The organism is Aneurinibacillus terranovensis DSM 18919 (assembly GCF_000430625.1).
In the GTDB taxonomy this organism is placed as follows: Bacteria; Bacillota; Bacilli; order Aneurinibacillales; family Aneurinibacillaceae; genus Aneurinibacillus_B; species Aneurinibacillus_B terranovensis.
This window is the reverse complement of record NZ_AUMJ01000024.1, coordinates 18,093-33,080: the sequence shown is the minus strand read 5'-3', so window position 1 is coordinate 33,080 and position 14,988 is coordinate 18,093. Positions and strand designations below refer to the sequence as shown.

Below are 14,988 nucleotides of genomic sequence, written 5' to 3'. Positions count from 1 at the left end.
ATAGAAATAGAGGGAAGAGCAGAAAAGGAATCATGGGAAAAGAGGCGAGAGAGATGAACATCGGAATTGTAGGAGCGGGAGCGGTTGGTGTTTTTTTTGGCGCGCTTCTTAAGCGGGCCGGCCATGATGTCATTTTTTTAGCGCGTAGGGAGCACCTGAAAGCGATGCAAAAAAATGGCCTGTACAATGATTCTGATGAATCCTTTTTTATTTGCGAAACGTTTACAGATAGCTATAAAGAAATGGAAAACGTTGATCTTGTGCTTTTCACAGTGAAGTCTGCGCAGACAAAAGAAGCGGCGCTTCAATTACGTCCTTATTTGAAAACGGATACAATGTTGCTGACACTGCAGAACGGGATTGATAACGAAGAAGTGCTTGGTGATATTGTGGGAGACTCCCGCATAATAAGTGGTGCCGCGTACATCACGACAGCACTTGAACGTCCGGGTGTGATTAAACAGGCGGGAAAAGCATCGCTTGTTATCGGGGGGATGCAGGAAGAAACGCAGGCACGGGCTGAAACGATTGCCCGGTTGTTTGAGCAGGCCGGAATTTACTGTAAAACGTCCGACAATATCAAGCAGAAAAAATGGGACAAGCTCTTATGGAAAAAGCTTCGATATACGGCTGAATGCGTGCTGGATGAAGCTGTGGCCGTTGGAAAAAAGCTGGGCATAATGAGCAGCCCTAAAGTGATTGAGAGGATTTTCACTTCGGCAGAAAAAGCCGGGCAGCATAAAACGTCTATGCTTCAGGATCGGGAGAGAGGAAAACAAATGGAGATAGAGTCTCTATGCGGCTACTTTGTTCACAAAGGTTCTGCCTTACATGCTCATACTCCTGTGTTACATACGCTGTATTCTATTTTATCTTCCATTGAGAAAAAGGGGTTTGCAACGCAATGAAGGTGCAAATAAAGTGGATGGATGATATGCCGTTTCCTGCTGCCGCTGCCGATGAGAAAGGAATCATTCAATATCGCAATCCGTTGTTTGCAGGACTATTCACCGACAGGATATGTGAAAGATGGGAGGATATAAAAAAACTTTTTACGCAATGGGAGGTTCAGTCTCCTGAAGCGGTGCTGGTAAGATTGTTAGATTCTTATCACATGCTGCTGTATAAACCTTTCATCTGGAACCAAGAGTCGCTGCTTCTTTATGTTGTTGTGGATGGAACTCATATTCAACTGCTGAAACAGCAAATTAAGAGCCTCGATAAAACGAATAGCGAACTGGATACAATTATCGAAAACTCATATGATGTTATTTATATTACCGATCGGGACGGTAAAACGCTTAAAACGAATTCGGCCATCGAACGCATTACGGGCATCCCAAAGCAATATTATATTGGCAGAAATGTTTCTCAACTTGTCACAAGAGGGGTATTGCAAGAGTCAGTTACTTTTAAAGTGATTGAAAAGAAAAAGCCTGTGAGTATTATCCAAAGAAACTTCGCCGGAAAAGAAACGTTAATGACAGGAAGTCCCATCTTCAATGAAGCGGGCGAAGTTGAAAAAGTAGTAACCAACATTCGTGATTTATCAGAGTTAAATGAATTGCGAAATGAACTGGACAAAGTAAAAGAGTTAAACAATCAGTATAAAAAGGAACTGGACAAGCTAAAAGCCAAAAAAATAACAATCCCGGAAGTGATTATCGAAAGCCAGGAGATGAAAGAGATATACGAAATGGGAGAACGGATTGCCGATGTAGATGCAACCGTTCTCATTCTTGGCGAAACCGGTGTCGGAAAAGACGTATTAGCCAGACATATTTATCGTTCAGGGAATCGATACGGAAAGGGCGAATTTGTCAAAATTAACTGCGGAGCGATTCCGCATGAACTTTTGGAGTCCGAACTATTCGGGTATGAAGCGGGTGCTTTTACCGGTGCGAACCGGACAGGTAAAGCGGGAATGTTCGAATTGGCGCATAAAGGGGTTCTTTTCCTTGATGAGGTAGGAGAACTTCCCCTTGCCCTGCAGGTAAAGCTTCTGCGGGCATTACAGGAAAAACAAATTCAGCGTATTGGCGGTACGAAGCCGAAGGATGTCGATGTGCGGGTGATTGCGGCTACCAACCGAAACCTGAAAGAAATGGTCAGCCAGGGAACGTTTAGGGAAGACTTGTTTTATCGTTTGAATGTCCTTCCCCTCTCTCTTCCTTCTCTACGGAACAGAAGGGATGATATTCTTCCGCTTGTCCAGTATTATCTTGAAAAGCTTAATGGAAAATACGGATTGACAAAGGAGTTTGATAGAGGGCTGCGCGAATTTTTTTATCATTACTCATGGCCGGGAAATGTTCGCGAACTTGCCAATCTGATTGAGCGGTTGATTTTGACTGTGACATCAAAAACAATCACGCCAGATGACCTTCCCGTAGAATATCAGGAAGGCGAGGAAAAGCTGGTTCGTTATACAAAAGTAATAACATTAAAAGAGGCGGTAGAGACGGCAGAGCGAGAGCTGCTGGCGCTTGCGGTTAAAAAATTCCCCAGCACGTACAGCATGGCAGAAGTGCTGGGGACGAGCCAGCCAACCATCGTCCGGAAATTGAAAAAATACAATTTATGAAAGCACTGCATTCAGTGCTTCTTTGTTAGGCAGTCGTGGGGGCGTTAAGACGTTTCGCGTAAATGTCCCGCCCGATACATTTTTGTATTTTGTGATACAAAAATGAGTTACGCGTGGAGCAAAGATGATACCAACTTTTTTCTATTTTCTAAATATAGATACATTTTTGAATTAATTTTTTCTTTCTCTGCAAGAAAGCGGGTAAAATCCGCGAAAAAAGCTGGCATAATGCTTGCAATGTATAAGGTATCGGAAAGGTAAATAAGGGGGGGTTATATGCTAGCAGTCAAACAGCTTGCAGCAGCCTACGGAAAAATTCAAGTGCTTCATGGAATTGATTTGCAGGTACAAGAAGGAGAAATTGTAGCCATCATTGGCAGCAATGGAGCGGGGAAATCAACGACACTTAAATCCATTCTCGGTGAACTAAAGCCTACTGCAGGAGCCGTGGAATTTTTAGGCGATGCCATTACCGGGTGCGCTGTCTCCGGTGTTATTAAGAAAGGAATCGCCATCGTTCCGGAAGGGAGGCAGATTTTCCCTCATCTCACGGTTTGGGAAAACCTGCTTATGGGCGGATATATGAACTATTTCCGAAACCGGAAAGAAGTGATTGAACGTGCGGAAGAAATGCTTGATCTGTTCCCGCGTCTCAAAGAGCGTTTAAAGGTAAAGGCTGGGACCGTGAGCGGGGGAGAGCAGCAAATGGCGGCCGTGGGAAGAGCGTTGATGAGCCGCCCCAAGCTGTTAATGCTGGATGAGCCTACGCTTGGTCTTGCGCCGAATATCGTCGACAATTTGTTTACTATTATCGCTGATTTAAACCAGAAGGGGCTCACCGTGCTGCTTGTGGAGCAGAAGGCATACCGGGCGCTCGAAGTGAGCCATCGTACGTATGCGATCGAAACCGGCAAAGTCGTAGTCGAGGGGAAATCAGCCGACCTTCTCGGGGACAGCTATGTAAAAGAAGTGTACTTAGGACAGGTTAGCTAGGAAAGCAGACAACACAGGAGGAGAAACATGACACAACGGCCATGGCATGCCTTTTATCCAGAAGGTGTTCCGAAAGATATTGAAGTTCCTACCGTTTCATTGTATAGCTTTCTTGAACGCTCGGCAAAAGATTATCCGAACAGGATCGCCGTAATTGACGGGGAACGTACAATGACGTATCGCCAGCTGAAAGAATGTACGGAATACGCGGCCGCGCATCTTTACGAGCTTGGATTTCACAAAGGGGATCGTACCGCTCTCATTTTGCCCAACTCCGTAGAATATGTTATTGCCTACTATGCCGTCCAGCGCTTGGGCGGGGTCGTAGTGCAGATAAATCCCATGTACCAGAAAAGCGAACTGGCCTTTATTCTGCAAGACTCTCAGGCCCGCTGGCTTATCGGTCAATATGAAGTGCGGGAGAAAATCAACCAGATTGCTTATTCGCAGGCGCTGATCAAAATTTATACAGGAAAACCGGAAGAGGAAAAGGATGCGTGGGATTTTTCCGAGCTTCTTGTTCCGACTGGAACAGATCTCCCTGCTATTTCCATTGATCCGAAAGAAGATGTGGCTGTTCTGCAGTATACCGGCGGCACCACCGGGCGCTCAAAAGGAGCGATGTTAACGCACTACAATCTCGTAGCCAATATCTATCAAATTTATACAACCTTTGGCTCTACATTCAAACGGCCAGGAGAACGTATGCTGAGCATCTCGCCTTTCTTTCATGTATATGGGATGAACAACTGCATGAATACATCCGTTTTCGGAGCGGCCACCATTATTTGTATGCGCAGGTTTGAAGTCAATCAGGCGATTGAACTCATTCAAAAACATCGGCCTACTTTCTTCCCGGGTGTGCCTACGATGTATATGGCGCTGCTTCATCATCCAAAAGCGCCGGAAGCCGGACTTGAATCTATTAAAGTATGCAACAGCGGCTCGGCCCCGATGCCGGTAGAGTTGATGAGAGAGTTCGAAGAGAAGACAGGGGCGACCATTATGGAAGGATACGGTCTGTCGGAAGCTTCGCCTGTTACCCATCGCAATCCCATCCGCGGACAGAGAAAGCCAGGGACAATCGGCATTCCCGTTCCCGGCACGGACAGTAAGATTGTCGATCTGGAAACCGGCATGTATGAACTTGCGCCGGGCGAAGCGGGCGAGTTGATCGTTCGAGGGCCACAAGTCATGAAAGGCTACTGGGATAGGCCGGAGGAGACCGCTATCGCCCTGCGTGATGGATGGCTTTACACAGGGGACATTGCCACGATGGATGAAGATGGTTACTTTACCATTGTCGGGAGAAAAAAGGAAATGATTATCTCCGGCGGGTATAATATTTATCCGAATGAAATTGAGGAAATGTTGTACCAGCATCCCGCGGTAAAAGAAGTATGCGTCTTTGGCGTACCGGATATTTACCGCGGCGAGGTTGTCAAGGCGGCCATCGTTTTGCGTGAGGGCACCTCTATAACTGAGGAAGAACTTATCGGGTGGTGTGCCGGGATGATGACAAAATATAAGGTGCCTAGGTTTGTTGAATTTTTAGAGAAGCTGCCAAAGACAGTGGTCGGTAAGCTTTTAAGACGGGAATTGATAGAAGCAGAAAAAAAGAAAATGAATGGGGTAGGGTGATAAAATGAGAAACGAGATCGTTATTGTATCGGCTGTTCGCACAGCCGTTGGCAAATTTGGTGGGACGCTAAAGGATATGAACTCGGGACAGTTAGGAGCGATTGCAATCAAAGAAGCGGTACAGCGTGCCGGGATTGAACCAGAAATGGTAGATGAAGTCATTATGGGAGAAGTGCGGCAGTCGACGGAATCTTCCAATATGGCCCGTGTTGCCGCGTTGCGCGCCGGTATACCTGAAACTGCAACCGCATACACGGTCAACCGGCTGTGCGCATCCGGAATGCAGGCCGTTGCTTCAGCCACCCAGCAAATTGCATTTGGCCAGGCAGATATTGTAGTAGCTGGAGGGGCAGAAAGCCTAAGCCGTTCCCCAATGTATCTGCGCAATGCCCGTTTTGGTGATGGAAACCCGGTGATCGTGGATTCTAATCTTGAGAACGGACAGCAGCCGATTGAGAAATATGGAAGCCAGCTTGGCATGGGAATGACAGCGGAAAATGTAGCGGAAAAGTATGGAATAACAAGGGAAGACCAGGATGATTTTGCTTTGCAAAGCCAGCAAAGGGCCGCATCCGCCATTCGTGCCGGGAAATTTAAAGATGAGATTGTTCCAATCGAAGTGAAGCAAAAGAAGAGAACCGTTATATTTGATACGGATGAGTTTCCGCGCGAAACATCAATAGAGCAGCTGGCAGCATTACGGCCTGCTTTTAAGCAGGGGGGAACAGTCACGGCTGGAAATGCATGCGGAAGAAATGACGGATCCGCCGCGATGGTGCTGATGTCCCGTGAAAAAGCGGAAAGCCTTGGTTTGGTACCGCTCGCACGCATTGTTGACTGGACGGTTTCCGGTATTTCTCCTGAGATTATGGGTGTCGGTCCCATCCCGGCAATTCAGAAGCTTATGGAAAGAACGAAGATGAATGTGTCTGATTTTCCGCTGATTGAATTAAACGAAGCGTTTGCCGCGCAATCCCTTGCTGTTATTAGAGAGGTGGGCTTGGACATGGAACGGGTCAATGTAAATGGCGGCGCAATCGCTTTAGGGCATCCGCTCGGGGCTACCGGAGCAAAAATTATGGTATCCCTGCTGCATGAAATGCAGCGCCGCAATGAGCAGTTCGGAATGGCAACCCTTTGTGTAGGCGGTGGACAGGGTATGGCTATTGTTATCGAACAGCTTTAATTTTACATGTACGACGTGCCGCCTCTCTCCTCACAAAACAACCATGGCTTTTAGCCGCAACCCCGACATGAAAAGGTACCGTTTTGCCGAGACACAAATGATGGTGGTACGAGGAAAAGAGAGGAGAGAAAGAGACCAGGATTTCAATGTGGAAAAAGGCGAATGCCTTTTTCTTCCGCAGATCTCACTTCTTCTTTCTTCGCGTGTTCATTTTCGTGATTTTCACAAAAAAGGGAGAGGCTGTTTTCTTACACCCAAAGACAGGGAAAGGGGAGCGATATGCATGCCGGCAAAGTTTATGACCGCCAAAGAAGCGGTCTCTTTCATCCCGGATGGATGTACGATGATGGTCGGAGGATTTGGATTATCGGGGCAGCCGATTCATTTGGTAGAGGCGCTGCTGGAAACAAATACGCGTAACATTACGGTGATCAGCAATAATGTAGGCCAGCAAGGACAGGGGATCGGCAAGATGTTGCTGGAAAACCGGGTTAAAAAGGCAATCGGAACGTATTTTACGAGCAATCCGGATGTTTCACGCTATAAACGGGAAGGGAAGCTGGAAGTTGAGCTGCTTCCGCAGGGGACGTTTAGCGAGGCGATCCGACTGGGGGGAAGCGGGATCCGCGCTTTTTATACACCGATAGCTGCTGGAACGCTGCTGGCGGAGAAAAAAGAAACCAGGGTTTTTGACGGAAAAGAATACGTTCTGGAAGAAAGTATACGGGCCGACGTGGCACTTATTAAGGCGCATAAAGCCGATCGTTATGGCAACCTGGTGTATTACAAGACAGCCAGGAACTTCAATACGGTGATGGCGATGGCGGCTGACTTGACGATTGTTGAGGTAGACGATGTTGTCGAAGTGGGAGAGCTTGATCCGGAAGCCATTGTTACCCCGCATATTTTTGTCAATATTGTTGTAAAAAAGGAGACCCCTCTATGAAAAATGCGAAACATTACATTGCCTGGCGCGCTGCCCGGGAACTAAAAGACGGGGAGATCGTGAACCTTGGTATTGGCATTCCTGTCCTTGTGGCTGACTATCTTCCGGAAGAAGGACAAATCTTTCTCCAATCGGAAAATGGAATTCTTGGCGTCGGGCCTACGCCGCCGCCGGACAAACAGGATCCGGATTTGATTAACGCAAGCAAGCTGCCGATATCGGAAGCGCCTGGCGCCTCGTACTTTGATTCAGCCCTGTCCTTTTCGATGATGCGCGGCGGGTATATTGATAAGACGATTATTGGCGCTCTGCAGGTAAGCGAAAGAGGGGATATTGCCAACTGGGCGGTTCCAGGCAAAGACGTGCTGGGGGTGGGAGGCGCAATGGATTTAACGGTAGGGGCAAAAACAGTAATTGCCGTAGCGACACATCTTACGTTACAGGGGGAACCGAAAATTCTGCCGTTCTGCACGTACCCTTTAACCGCTAAGGAAGAAGTCGATATGCTTATTACTGAGTTTTGTGTCTTTCGTTTTGTAGAAAAACAGATGGTGCTGGAGGAGCTGGTGGAGGATGTTACGCTTGAACAGGTAAAAAGTATGACACCGGCACATTTTGATATTTCTGATACGCTTCAGATTGTTCAGCGGCCGGCTAGCTTTGCGCCGGTGCGAATATAAACTACAAGGAAAAGAGGGGTAATGTTGCGAACGAGAAAAAAAGCGTGGGCACTCCTGTTTGTGTGTACGATGGGGCTTAGCTGAGTCACCGGCTGTTCAAGCAAAACGGAAGGCACAGAAAAAAGGACTCCGGGTCGGCGTTGCGTTTCCTGTCTCGGGGAACCTGGCTAAAATAGGGCAATCGTGCACGAACGGTACGGAAATCGCTAAGGACATTGTCATGATCAACCGAATAAAATCGAGCTGGTTAAAGCGGACGTTCCCACGGCAACGGCTACCGTGAAATAAAGTCATTCTGTGGGAAGTCGCTGCCACAGATCCGCGCTTAACCAACCGCGGCTATAAGCATATTTTCCGTCCCAATCCTGATGCAACCTCATACGGTCCGACGTCCATTACATTTATTTCCGACGTTATCGCACCTAAACTTGGCATGAAACCAGAAGAGTTGAAAATAGCGATGGTCCATGAAGACGGGGATTTTGGACAGGGAGTCACGAAGGGAGCAAAAGCGGCCGCCGAGAAAGCAGGCATGAACGTTGTCGCGGATATTTCCTACAACGCAAAGGGAACGAACGACTTGACTTCCGTTATTCTCCAACTTAAAAACCTGCAGCCGGATGTCATTAATGTTGTCCAGTATGATACAGATGCTCAACTGTTCTGGAAGCAGGCCAAGCAGTTAGATTTGAATGTAAAAGCTCTCATCGGGAATGGGGCGGGCCAGAGCTCGGATAACTTTGGGAAAACATTTGGAAAAAATGCGGATGGAATTTTCGATACATCCAGCGCTATGCTCATCAATAAGAAAGCGCTTACGCCGGAGGCACAAAAATTGGAGGAAGAATTTTTTGCGCGCTATGAACAAAAGTTTGGTAAAAAGCCGGACATTTATGTCCTTATCAGCCTAGGACTGACACTTGTTTTTGGCGTTATGAAAGTCGCGAATTTTGCACACGGGGATTTTCTCATGCTTGGGATGTTTGGATCGTTCTTCCTCTTTGAGCACTTTAACATGGACCCGTATCTTTCTTTATTTATCATGACACCGCTCATGTTTGTCATCGGGCTTATTACGTATAAATTCATCGTCCAGCGAACGATGAACCGTCCTCATGTCGTGCAGATTTTTGCTTTTATCGGCCTGTCCGTTGCTTTGCAGAATGCTGCACTGGTAGGTTTTTCGGCGGATTTTTGGGCGATCAATACACCGGTGGCTTCTGCCGTCTTCAAGATAGATTCGCTTCATATTAGCGTGCCGCTGCTCATTGCGGTTTTATGTGCGGCCGTCATGACGGTGTTGATGTTTTTGTTTTTGCATTATACGTATACAGGAAAATCCATTCGCAGCGCGTCTCAAGACCCATTTGCGGCTGCTTTGATGGGAGTTTCCAATCATAAAATCAATATGCTGTCATTCGGTATCGGCCTTGGCCTGCTGGGAGTCGCCGGTTCGCTGCTTATTCCGGTTTATTCCGTCTATCCGATGGTGGGACAGCAATTTGTTCTTATTGCCTTCGTTGTCGTTGTACTTGGTGGCCTGGGAAGTCTTCCGGGTGCACATGCACTGCCGATCGGCTTAAAAAAGAAACTGGAATTGGCCAGAGCCTTTGCTACCAGGCCCTCCCTTCTCTTCCTGGATGAAGTAATGGGCGGTCTCAATCCAAAAGAAGTGAATGATATGATGGAGCTTATCACCGTTTTAAATCGTGAGCATGGGATTACTGTCTGCATGATCGAGCACGTAATGGCTGCCGTTGTCGCGCTATGTGAACGGATCGTTGTATTGCAGCAGGGCCGTAAACTGATGGAAGGAACACCGGCCGAAGTGACAAGCAACGAAGCCGTAATTGAAGCCTATTTGGGAGGAGAGTTTGCCCATGCTTGAGCTGCGAGGAATCAATACATTCTACGGAGATGTTCAGGTGCTCCGTGATATATCGCTAAACGTAAACAAAGGAGAAATCATCACGATTGTCGGAGAGAATGCTGCTGGGAAGTCTACGATTTTGAAAACAATTTCCGGCGCTGTGGCTCACAAAACGGGAAGCCTGTTTTTTCAAGGAAAGGATTTGTCCAGGGTGCCGCCGCATGTCCGGGTAGAAATGGGGTTGATCCATGTCCCTGAAGGAAGACGGTTATTTCCGCAAATGTCAGTCAAGGAAAACTTGGAAATGGGGGCCTATACAAAACGGGCACGTCAAAAACGGAGGGAGAACCTTCTGCATGTATATGATATGCTGCCCAGAATGAAAGAAAGACACAAACAAATGGCGGGAAGCATGAGCGGTGGTGAGCAACAGATGTGTGCGATTGGACGCGGGCTGATGGCCTGTCCGGATTTGCTGATGCTCGATGAGCCGACGCTTGGCTTATAGCCAAAATTGGTCGAGTGGGTGTTCCACTTTGTGAAGCAAATTCGTGATTAGCGGAGTTACTATTTTATTTGTGAGCAAAACGCTCATAAAGCGCTTGAAATATCCGGTAGGGGCTATGTATTAGAAAATGGAAGTATTGTAATGGAAGGAAGCGGGAGCGAGCTTTTAGGAAATGACGGATTGAGAAAAGCGTATCTTGGCATGTAATTTTCGTTTTTTAAGGGAGAAACATACGGGTTTCTCTCTTTTGCTTTTTGATAATTCTAAATTAATGCAATAATGAATTGCCGATACAGAAATAATTTATGAAAAAGCGCAGTACTTGCAGCTTCAATTCGTTTTTGTATTATTTGTTCGTTTAACCGGGGAGAAACGAAGCAAAAGGAGGCTGATATCTTGGCATGCTTATTGCTTCAATAATAAAGCAAGAAAGAAAGACAAGGAGGAAACCGTATGCTGGTTACATTCAATGAAGAACTTGAGCAGATGAAAACAATGGTACGCGATTTTGTAGAATATGAGGTGGAGCCATACGCCCAACAAATTGAGGAAGAGGATTCGATCCCAGAGCATCTTGTAGAAAAAGCGAAAGAGCTTGGCATTTTTGGATTAAGCATTCCGGAAGCGTATGGCGGGATTGGCTTGAATACGGTTGGAAAGGCGATTGTGCTTGAACAGCTGGGCCGTACGCATAATGGGTTTGTTTCGCTGATTAGCGCGCACACCGGCATCGGAAGTACCGGAATTGTGAAATTGGGTTCTGAGGCTTTAAAGGAGAAGTATCTGCCTGATATGGCAGCAGGCCGAAAAATTGCCGCATTTGCTTTATCGGAACCGGGCGCCGGTTCGGACGCGACGAATCTTTCTACAAAGGCGGTGAAAAAGGGCGATAAATGGATTCTTAACGGAATGAAGCATTTTATTACCAATGGCCCGATTGCGGATGTGTTTACGGTTTTTGCTATTACGGATAAAGAAAAAGGGGCAAAGGGCGGAATTACAGCGTTTCTCGTTGAAAAGGATTTTCCGGGATTTTCCGTCGGGAAGGTAGATAAAAAAATGGGGTTGCGCGGCTCCTTTACCTCCCAGATTCTCTTTGAGGATTGTGAAGTGCCTGAGGAAAATGTGATCGGTGAAGTAGGCGAAGGATACTCTTCCGCCCTGCGCATTCTCGGGGAAGGTCGGGTCGGCCTGGCCGCCCGTTCCGTCGGTTCCTGCAAGAAGCTCATTGAAATGTCCGCCCGCTATGCCCAGGAGCGCGTACAATTCGGCAAACCGATTGCCAAAAACCAGGGCATTCAGTGGATGATTGCGGAGATGGCGACTGAAACAGAAGCGGCCCGGGCCCTAACCTACCAAGCGGCTTCCCTGATCGATTCCGGAAAAAAAGCGATTAAAGAAGCTTCAATGGCCAAGATGTTTGCAACGGAAGTGTTTAACAGGGTAGCGGATAAGGCCGTGCAAATTCACGGGGGAATGGGGTATATCTCCGAATATCCGGTCGAGCGTTTTTATCGTGATGCCCGCATTACGAAAATTTACGAAGGAACGAATGAAATTCAGAAGATTATCATCGCCCAGCGTGTGTTTGAGGAGTGTGTAAAATAAACATGCACATCCGACAATTATTTGATTTGTCCGGAAAAGTGGCGCTGGTTACCGGGGGAGGACGTGGGCTAGGCAAGCAGATAGCGGAAGGGTTAGCGGAAGCGGGAGCCGATGTGGCGATCTGTTCCCGCAAGCTGGAAAACTGCCGGCAAACGATGGAGGAGCTGGCTTCTCTCGGTGTTCGCTCCCGCGCGTTTGCCTGTGATATCACCAACCCGGACGATGTGAAAGACACTGTTGACCAGGTGATTAAAGAATTCGGGAACATCGACATTCTTGTGAATAACAGCGGTGCCACCTGGGGTGCCCCAGTGGAAGAAATGCCGCTTGAAGCCTGGAATAAAGTGTTTACTGTTAATGTAACCGGTACCTTTTTAATGTCACAATATGTCGGAAAATTCATGATAAGGAACCGGTTTGGCAAAATCATTAATGTAGCCTCCGCTGCCGGGCTGCGGGCAGAGCCGCCGGAAGTGCTGAATGCGATCGGCTACAGTACCAGTAAAGCGGCGGTTATCCACTTTACGAAAGACCTGGCTCAGAAGTGGGCCAGGCATGGCATATACGTCAATGCGCTGGCTCCCGGTTTCTTCCCGTCAAAAATGACCAAAGCGGTTCTGGAACAGAAAGAGGACGATATTATCTCCCACATTCCATTAAAAAAGGTCGGAAATGACCATACCTTGAAGGGGGCCGCTGTGTTTTTAAGCTCGCCGGCCAGTGACTTTGTAACCGGACACGTGCTTTCCGTAGATGGAGGCAGCACTCTGTAAGCAGGATGAAAACGCTATCCTGATAAACGCTGATCACAAGAATGAGAAGGTAGAAATAAGGAGGAAAACGATGGGCAAAAAATTGTGGGTCATCATACTTGGCGTTCTGCTGGCTCTTAGCACAATTGTTGGGTGTACACGCACGGACAACATGCAAACTTCTAATGCTCCCGCTAAAAACGGAGACTCTAAAGTGATAAAAGTTGGAATTATCGGAGCTCGTACAGGTCCTTCTGCTACACTCGGGCAGTATTTGGACGGGGCGATTGCCGCCTTTAATAAAGCAAATGACAGCGGCGGAGTTAACGGACACACCTTCGAGGTCATCGTACGCGACGACGAAGCCAATCCGACGAAATCGAAAGAGCTTGTAAAAAACCTTTTGTATAAAGAAGGGGTCTCTGTCATCATCGGGCCAACGAACACGTCTAACGCGCTAGCCATCATGCCGGAAATATTTAAGGCGCAGGTTCCGCTTATAGACCCGGTAGCCACCGGAACAAAAATTGGAGAAGAAGCCAAAAAGCTGGCAAAGGACGGTAAAAATTATTTCTTCCGTACAACGACGCCGGATTATGCCCAGGCGGATGCGATTGCACATTACGTTCAAAAGAAAAAGTCCCAGAAACTTGCTATTTTACATGATGAAACCGCTTACGGAAAAGGCGGCATGAAAGAAATTGAGGCTGCCCTGGAAAAGATCAAAATAAAGCCTGTCAAAGAAATCGGGTTCCCGATGAGTTCATCTGATTTGACCCCTCAGGTGCTCGAAGCGAAGGAAGCGCAGGCAGATGCGATCATCGTATGGGCGCTCGGACATGATCAGGCGCAAATCGCCAAAGCAAAGCAAAAGCTTGGCATTACCGCTCCGATGATCGGTTCCACCGCGATGCAGCAAACGAACTTCCGGGAGCTGGCAGGCGACGCGGCGAACGGGAATATCAGCATCTGGCCGTCCGACCATGTTCGCTTAAAAAAGGAAGGGGATCGCCCGAAGCGCATTACGGATGCCTATAACGTCTATAAAAAATACTTTCCGAAAGGGTATTCCATCGATGACGGCGGCTCTCTCATGTTCGCTTATGACGCAGCGATGATTGTCATTAACGCGGTTGAAAAAGCAGGAAATGATCCGGTGGCGATTCGCGACGCTATCGAAAGTGTGGCGCATAAAAACATCGCATCCAAGGATCAGCTCCAGTATAGTCCGGACAACCATGAAGAATGGGAAGGCAAGGATATCGGAATGATTATCGTAGAGAATCACAAATTGTATGAACTGAAAGAATAGGGGGAGCCGGTTATGACTTCCAGCTTCATTATACAATTGCTTATTTCCGGGCTGACCATGGGCAGTATTTATGCCCTGGTCGCCATTGCGTACAATATTATTTTTTCTACGACCCATATTATCAACTTTGCAACCGGAGAGTTTGTCATGCTGGGGGCCCTTGTTACCCTTTCACTTGTTACAGGTGTTCACATCCCAAGCCTGGCGGCCATTCCAATCGCCATGGTTGTTGTAGCTGTTGTGGGATTGCTTGTCGAGAGGCTCGCCTACCGGCCTGTGCAGGGAGTAAAGGTAGCCGGCCACAGCATCGCCTGGATTATTAGTACGCTGGCCTTTTCTATCATTTTGCAAAATATCGCGATGATTATCTGGGGCAAAGAGTTCCTGCCGGTCCCTCCTCCTTTCGGCAGCAGAAACATTTCATTTATGGGAGCGGCGCTGGATACAAATCAGATCTACATCTTTCTTGCAGCTCTTACCATCGCTCTTCTGGTTGAAGTGCTGCTGAACAAAACGTATATCGGCATGATGATTAAGGCGACAAGTGTAAATAGACGGGCGGCTGAATATATGGGAATTAAAACGGCATTTGTCATTTCTCTTTCTTTTGCCATCGCCGGCGGCATCTCGGCTATAGCCGGTATTCTTGTAAGTCCGCTTACGTTTGCAAGCAGCACAATGGGTCTTTTAATTGGATTAAAAGGGTTTGCCGTAGCGATTATGGGGGGGCTGGGAAGCGGTCACGGTGCCATTCTTGCAGGACTACTCCTCGGTATTTGTGAAGTGTTTGCCGGTTCCTTATTCTCGCCAGGCTATCGCGACATTGTTGCTTTCATCCTTTTAATTGCGGTTCTCGCCTTAAAGCCGGACGGATTATTTGGCGAAGCCATTCAGGAAAAGGCATAGGA

At 47.5% G+C, this 14,988-nt stretch carries 14 protein-coding genes; all 14 read left to right on the top strand.

Annotation, left to right across the window (positions count from 1 at the left end):
• Positions 1–32 precede the first annotated feature (32 nt).
• The 14 genes from H525_RS0105365 to H525_RS0105305 all read left to right on the top strand — a co-directional run bounded on the left by H525_RS0105365 (position 33) and on the right by H525_RS0105305 (position 14,986).
• Positions 33–908 carry a ketopantoate reductase family protein gene (locus H525_RS0105365; protein ID WP_425387655.1) on the top strand — a complete coding sequence of 292 codons (876 nt, stop codon included), beginning with the start codon at positions 33–35 and terminating at the stop codon, positions 906–908.
• Positions 905–2,584 (top strand): sigma-54 interaction domain-containing protein, encoded by a 1,680-nt coding sequence (locus tag H525_RS0105360; RefSeq protein WP_027415356.1) that lies wholly within the window; start codon positions 905–907, stop codon positions 2,582–2,584. Before H525_RS0105365 ends, H525_RS0105360 begins: the two co-directional genes overlap by 4 nt.
• Before the next feature lie 276 nt (positions 2,585–2,860).
• On the top strand, positions 2,861–3,577 hold the full coding sequence (locus H525_RS0105355; RefSeq protein ID WP_027415355.1) for an ABC transporter ATP-binding protein: 717 nt from the start codon (positions 2,861–2,863) through the stop codon (positions 3,575–3,577).
• Between the two features lie 27 nt (positions 3,578–3,604).
• The gene (locus tag H525_RS0105350) at positions 3,605–5,218 is read left to right on the top strand and encodes a long-chain-fatty-acid--CoA ligase (RefSeq protein ID WP_027415354.1); all 1,614 of its coding nucleotides are present in this window, start codon (positions 3,605–3,607) and stop codon (positions 5,216–5,218) included.
• A 4-nt stretch (positions 5,219–5,222) separates the two neighbouring features.
• On the top strand, positions 5,223–6,404 hold the full coding sequence (locus H525_RS0105345; RefSeq protein WP_027415353.1) for a thiolase family protein: 1,182 nt from the start codon (positions 5,223–5,225) through the stop codon (positions 6,402–6,404).
• A 283-nt stretch (positions 6,405–6,687) separates the two neighbouring features.
• Positions 6,688–7,350, top strand: a complete 663-nt coding sequence (locus tag H525_RS0105340) for a CoA transferase subunit A (RefSeq protein ID WP_027415352.1) — start codon at positions 6,688–6,690, stop codon at positions 7,348–7,350.
• Positions 7,347–8,030 carry a 3-oxoacid CoA-transferase subunit B gene (locus H525_RS0105335; protein WP_027415351.1) on the top strand — a complete coding sequence of 228 codons (684 nt, stop codon included), beginning with the start codon at positions 7,347–7,349 and terminating at the stop codon, positions 8,028–8,030. Before H525_RS0105340 ends, H525_RS0105335 begins: the two co-directional genes overlap by 4 nt.
• Positions 8,031–8,088: 58 nt before the next feature.
• Positions 8,089–8,313, top strand: a complete 225-nt coding sequence (locus H525_RS29335) for a hypothetical protein (protein ID WP_155837152.1) — start codon at positions 8,089–8,091, stop codon at positions 8,311–8,313.
• 150 nt (positions 8,314–8,463) lie between these two features.
• Positions 8,464–9,918, top strand: coding sequence for an ABC transporter permease subunit (locus H525_RS28425; protein ID WP_081413244.1), 1,455 nt, complete (start codon positions 8,464–8,466; stop codon positions 9,916–9,918).
• Entirely contained in the window at positions 9,911–10,408 is a 498-nt protein-coding gene (locus H525_RS22900) for an ABC transporter ATP-binding protein (protein ID WP_245590406.1), read from the top strand. The genes H525_RS28425 and H525_RS22900 overlap by 8 nt, the downstream gene beginning before the upstream one ends.
• A gap of 453 nt (positions 10,409–10,861) precedes the next feature.
• Positions 10,862–12,016 carry an acyl-CoA dehydrogenase family protein gene (locus H525_RS0105320; protein ID WP_027415350.1) on the top strand — a complete coding sequence of 385 codons (1,155 nt, stop codon included), beginning with the start codon at positions 10,862–10,864 and terminating at the stop codon, positions 12,014–12,016.
• A 2-nt stretch (positions 12,017–12,018) separates the two neighbouring features.
• Entirely contained in the window at positions 12,019–12,789 is a 771-nt protein-coding gene (locus H525_RS0105315) for an SDR family oxidoreductase (RefSeq protein WP_027415349.1), read from the top strand.
• 70 nt (positions 12,790–12,859) lie between these two features.
• A complete protein-coding gene (locus H525_RS0105310) occupies positions 12,860–14,080 on the top strand; it encodes an ABC transporter substrate-binding protein (RefSeq protein WP_027415348.1) in 1,221 nt (406 codons plus the stop codon).
• A gap of 12 nt (positions 14,081–14,092) precedes the next feature.
• Entirely contained in the window at positions 14,093–14,986 is an 894-nt protein-coding gene (locus H525_RS0105305) for a branched-chain amino acid ABC transporter permease (RefSeq protein ID WP_027415347.1), read from the top strand.
• Positions 14,987–14,988 lie beyond the last annotated feature (2 nt).

What these genes read in the sequence shown, in the direction of transcription:
- H525_RS0105355 (WP_027415355.1), top strand. Translation starts at nt 2,861, where the DNA reads ATGCTAGCAGTCAAACAGCTTGCAGCAGCCTACGGAAAAATTCAAGTG.
- H525_RS0105345 (WP_027415353.1), top strand. Translation starts at nt 5,223, where the DNA reads ATGAGAAACGAGATCGTTATTGTATCGGCTGTTCGCACAGCCGTTGGC.
- H525_RS22900 (WP_245590406.1), top strand. Translation starts at nt 9,911, where the DNA reads ATGCTTGAGCTGCGAGGAATCAATACATTCTACGGAGATGTTCAGGTG.
- H525_RS0105350 (WP_027415354.1), top strand. Translation starts at nt 3,605, where the DNA reads ATGACACAACGGCCATGGCATGCCTTTTATCCAGAAGGTGTTCCGAAA.
- H525_RS28425 (WP_081413244.1), top strand. Translation starts at nt 8,464, where the DNA reads ATGAAACCAGAAGAGTTGAAAATAGCGATGGTCCATGAAGACGGGGAT.
- H525_RS0105360 (WP_027415356.1), top strand. Translation starts at nt 905, where the DNA reads ATGAAGGTGCAAATAAAGTGGATGGATGATATGCCGTTTCCTGCTGCC.
- H525_RS0105365 (WP_425387655.1), top strand. Translation starts at nt 33, where the DNA reads ATGGGAAAAGAGGCGAGAGAGATGAACATCGGAATTGTAGGAGCGGGA.
- H525_RS0105310 (WP_027415348.1), top strand. Translation starts at nt 12,860, where the DNA reads ATGGGCAAAAAATTGTGGGTCATCATACTTGGCGTTCTGCTGGCTCTT.
- H525_RS0105340 (WP_027415352.1), top strand. Translation starts at nt 6,688, where the DNA reads ATGCCGGCAAAGTTTATGACCGCCAAAGAAGCGGTCTCTTTCATCCCG.
- H525_RS0105305 (WP_027415347.1), top strand. Translation starts at nt 14,093, where the DNA reads ATGACTTCCAGCTTCATTATACAATTGCTTATTTCCGGGCTGACCATG.
- H525_RS0105320 (WP_027415350.1), top strand. Translation starts at nt 10,862, where the DNA reads ATGCTGGTTACATTCAATGAAGAACTTGAGCAGATGAAAACAATGGTA.
- H525_RS0105315 (WP_027415349.1), top strand. Translation starts at nt 12,019, where the DNA reads ATGCACATCCGACAATTATTTGATTTGTCCGGAAAAGTGGCGCTGGTT.
- H525_RS0105335 (WP_027415351.1), top strand. Translation starts at nt 7,347, where the DNA reads ATGAAAAATGCGAAACATTACATTGCCTGGCGCGCTGCCCGGGAACTA.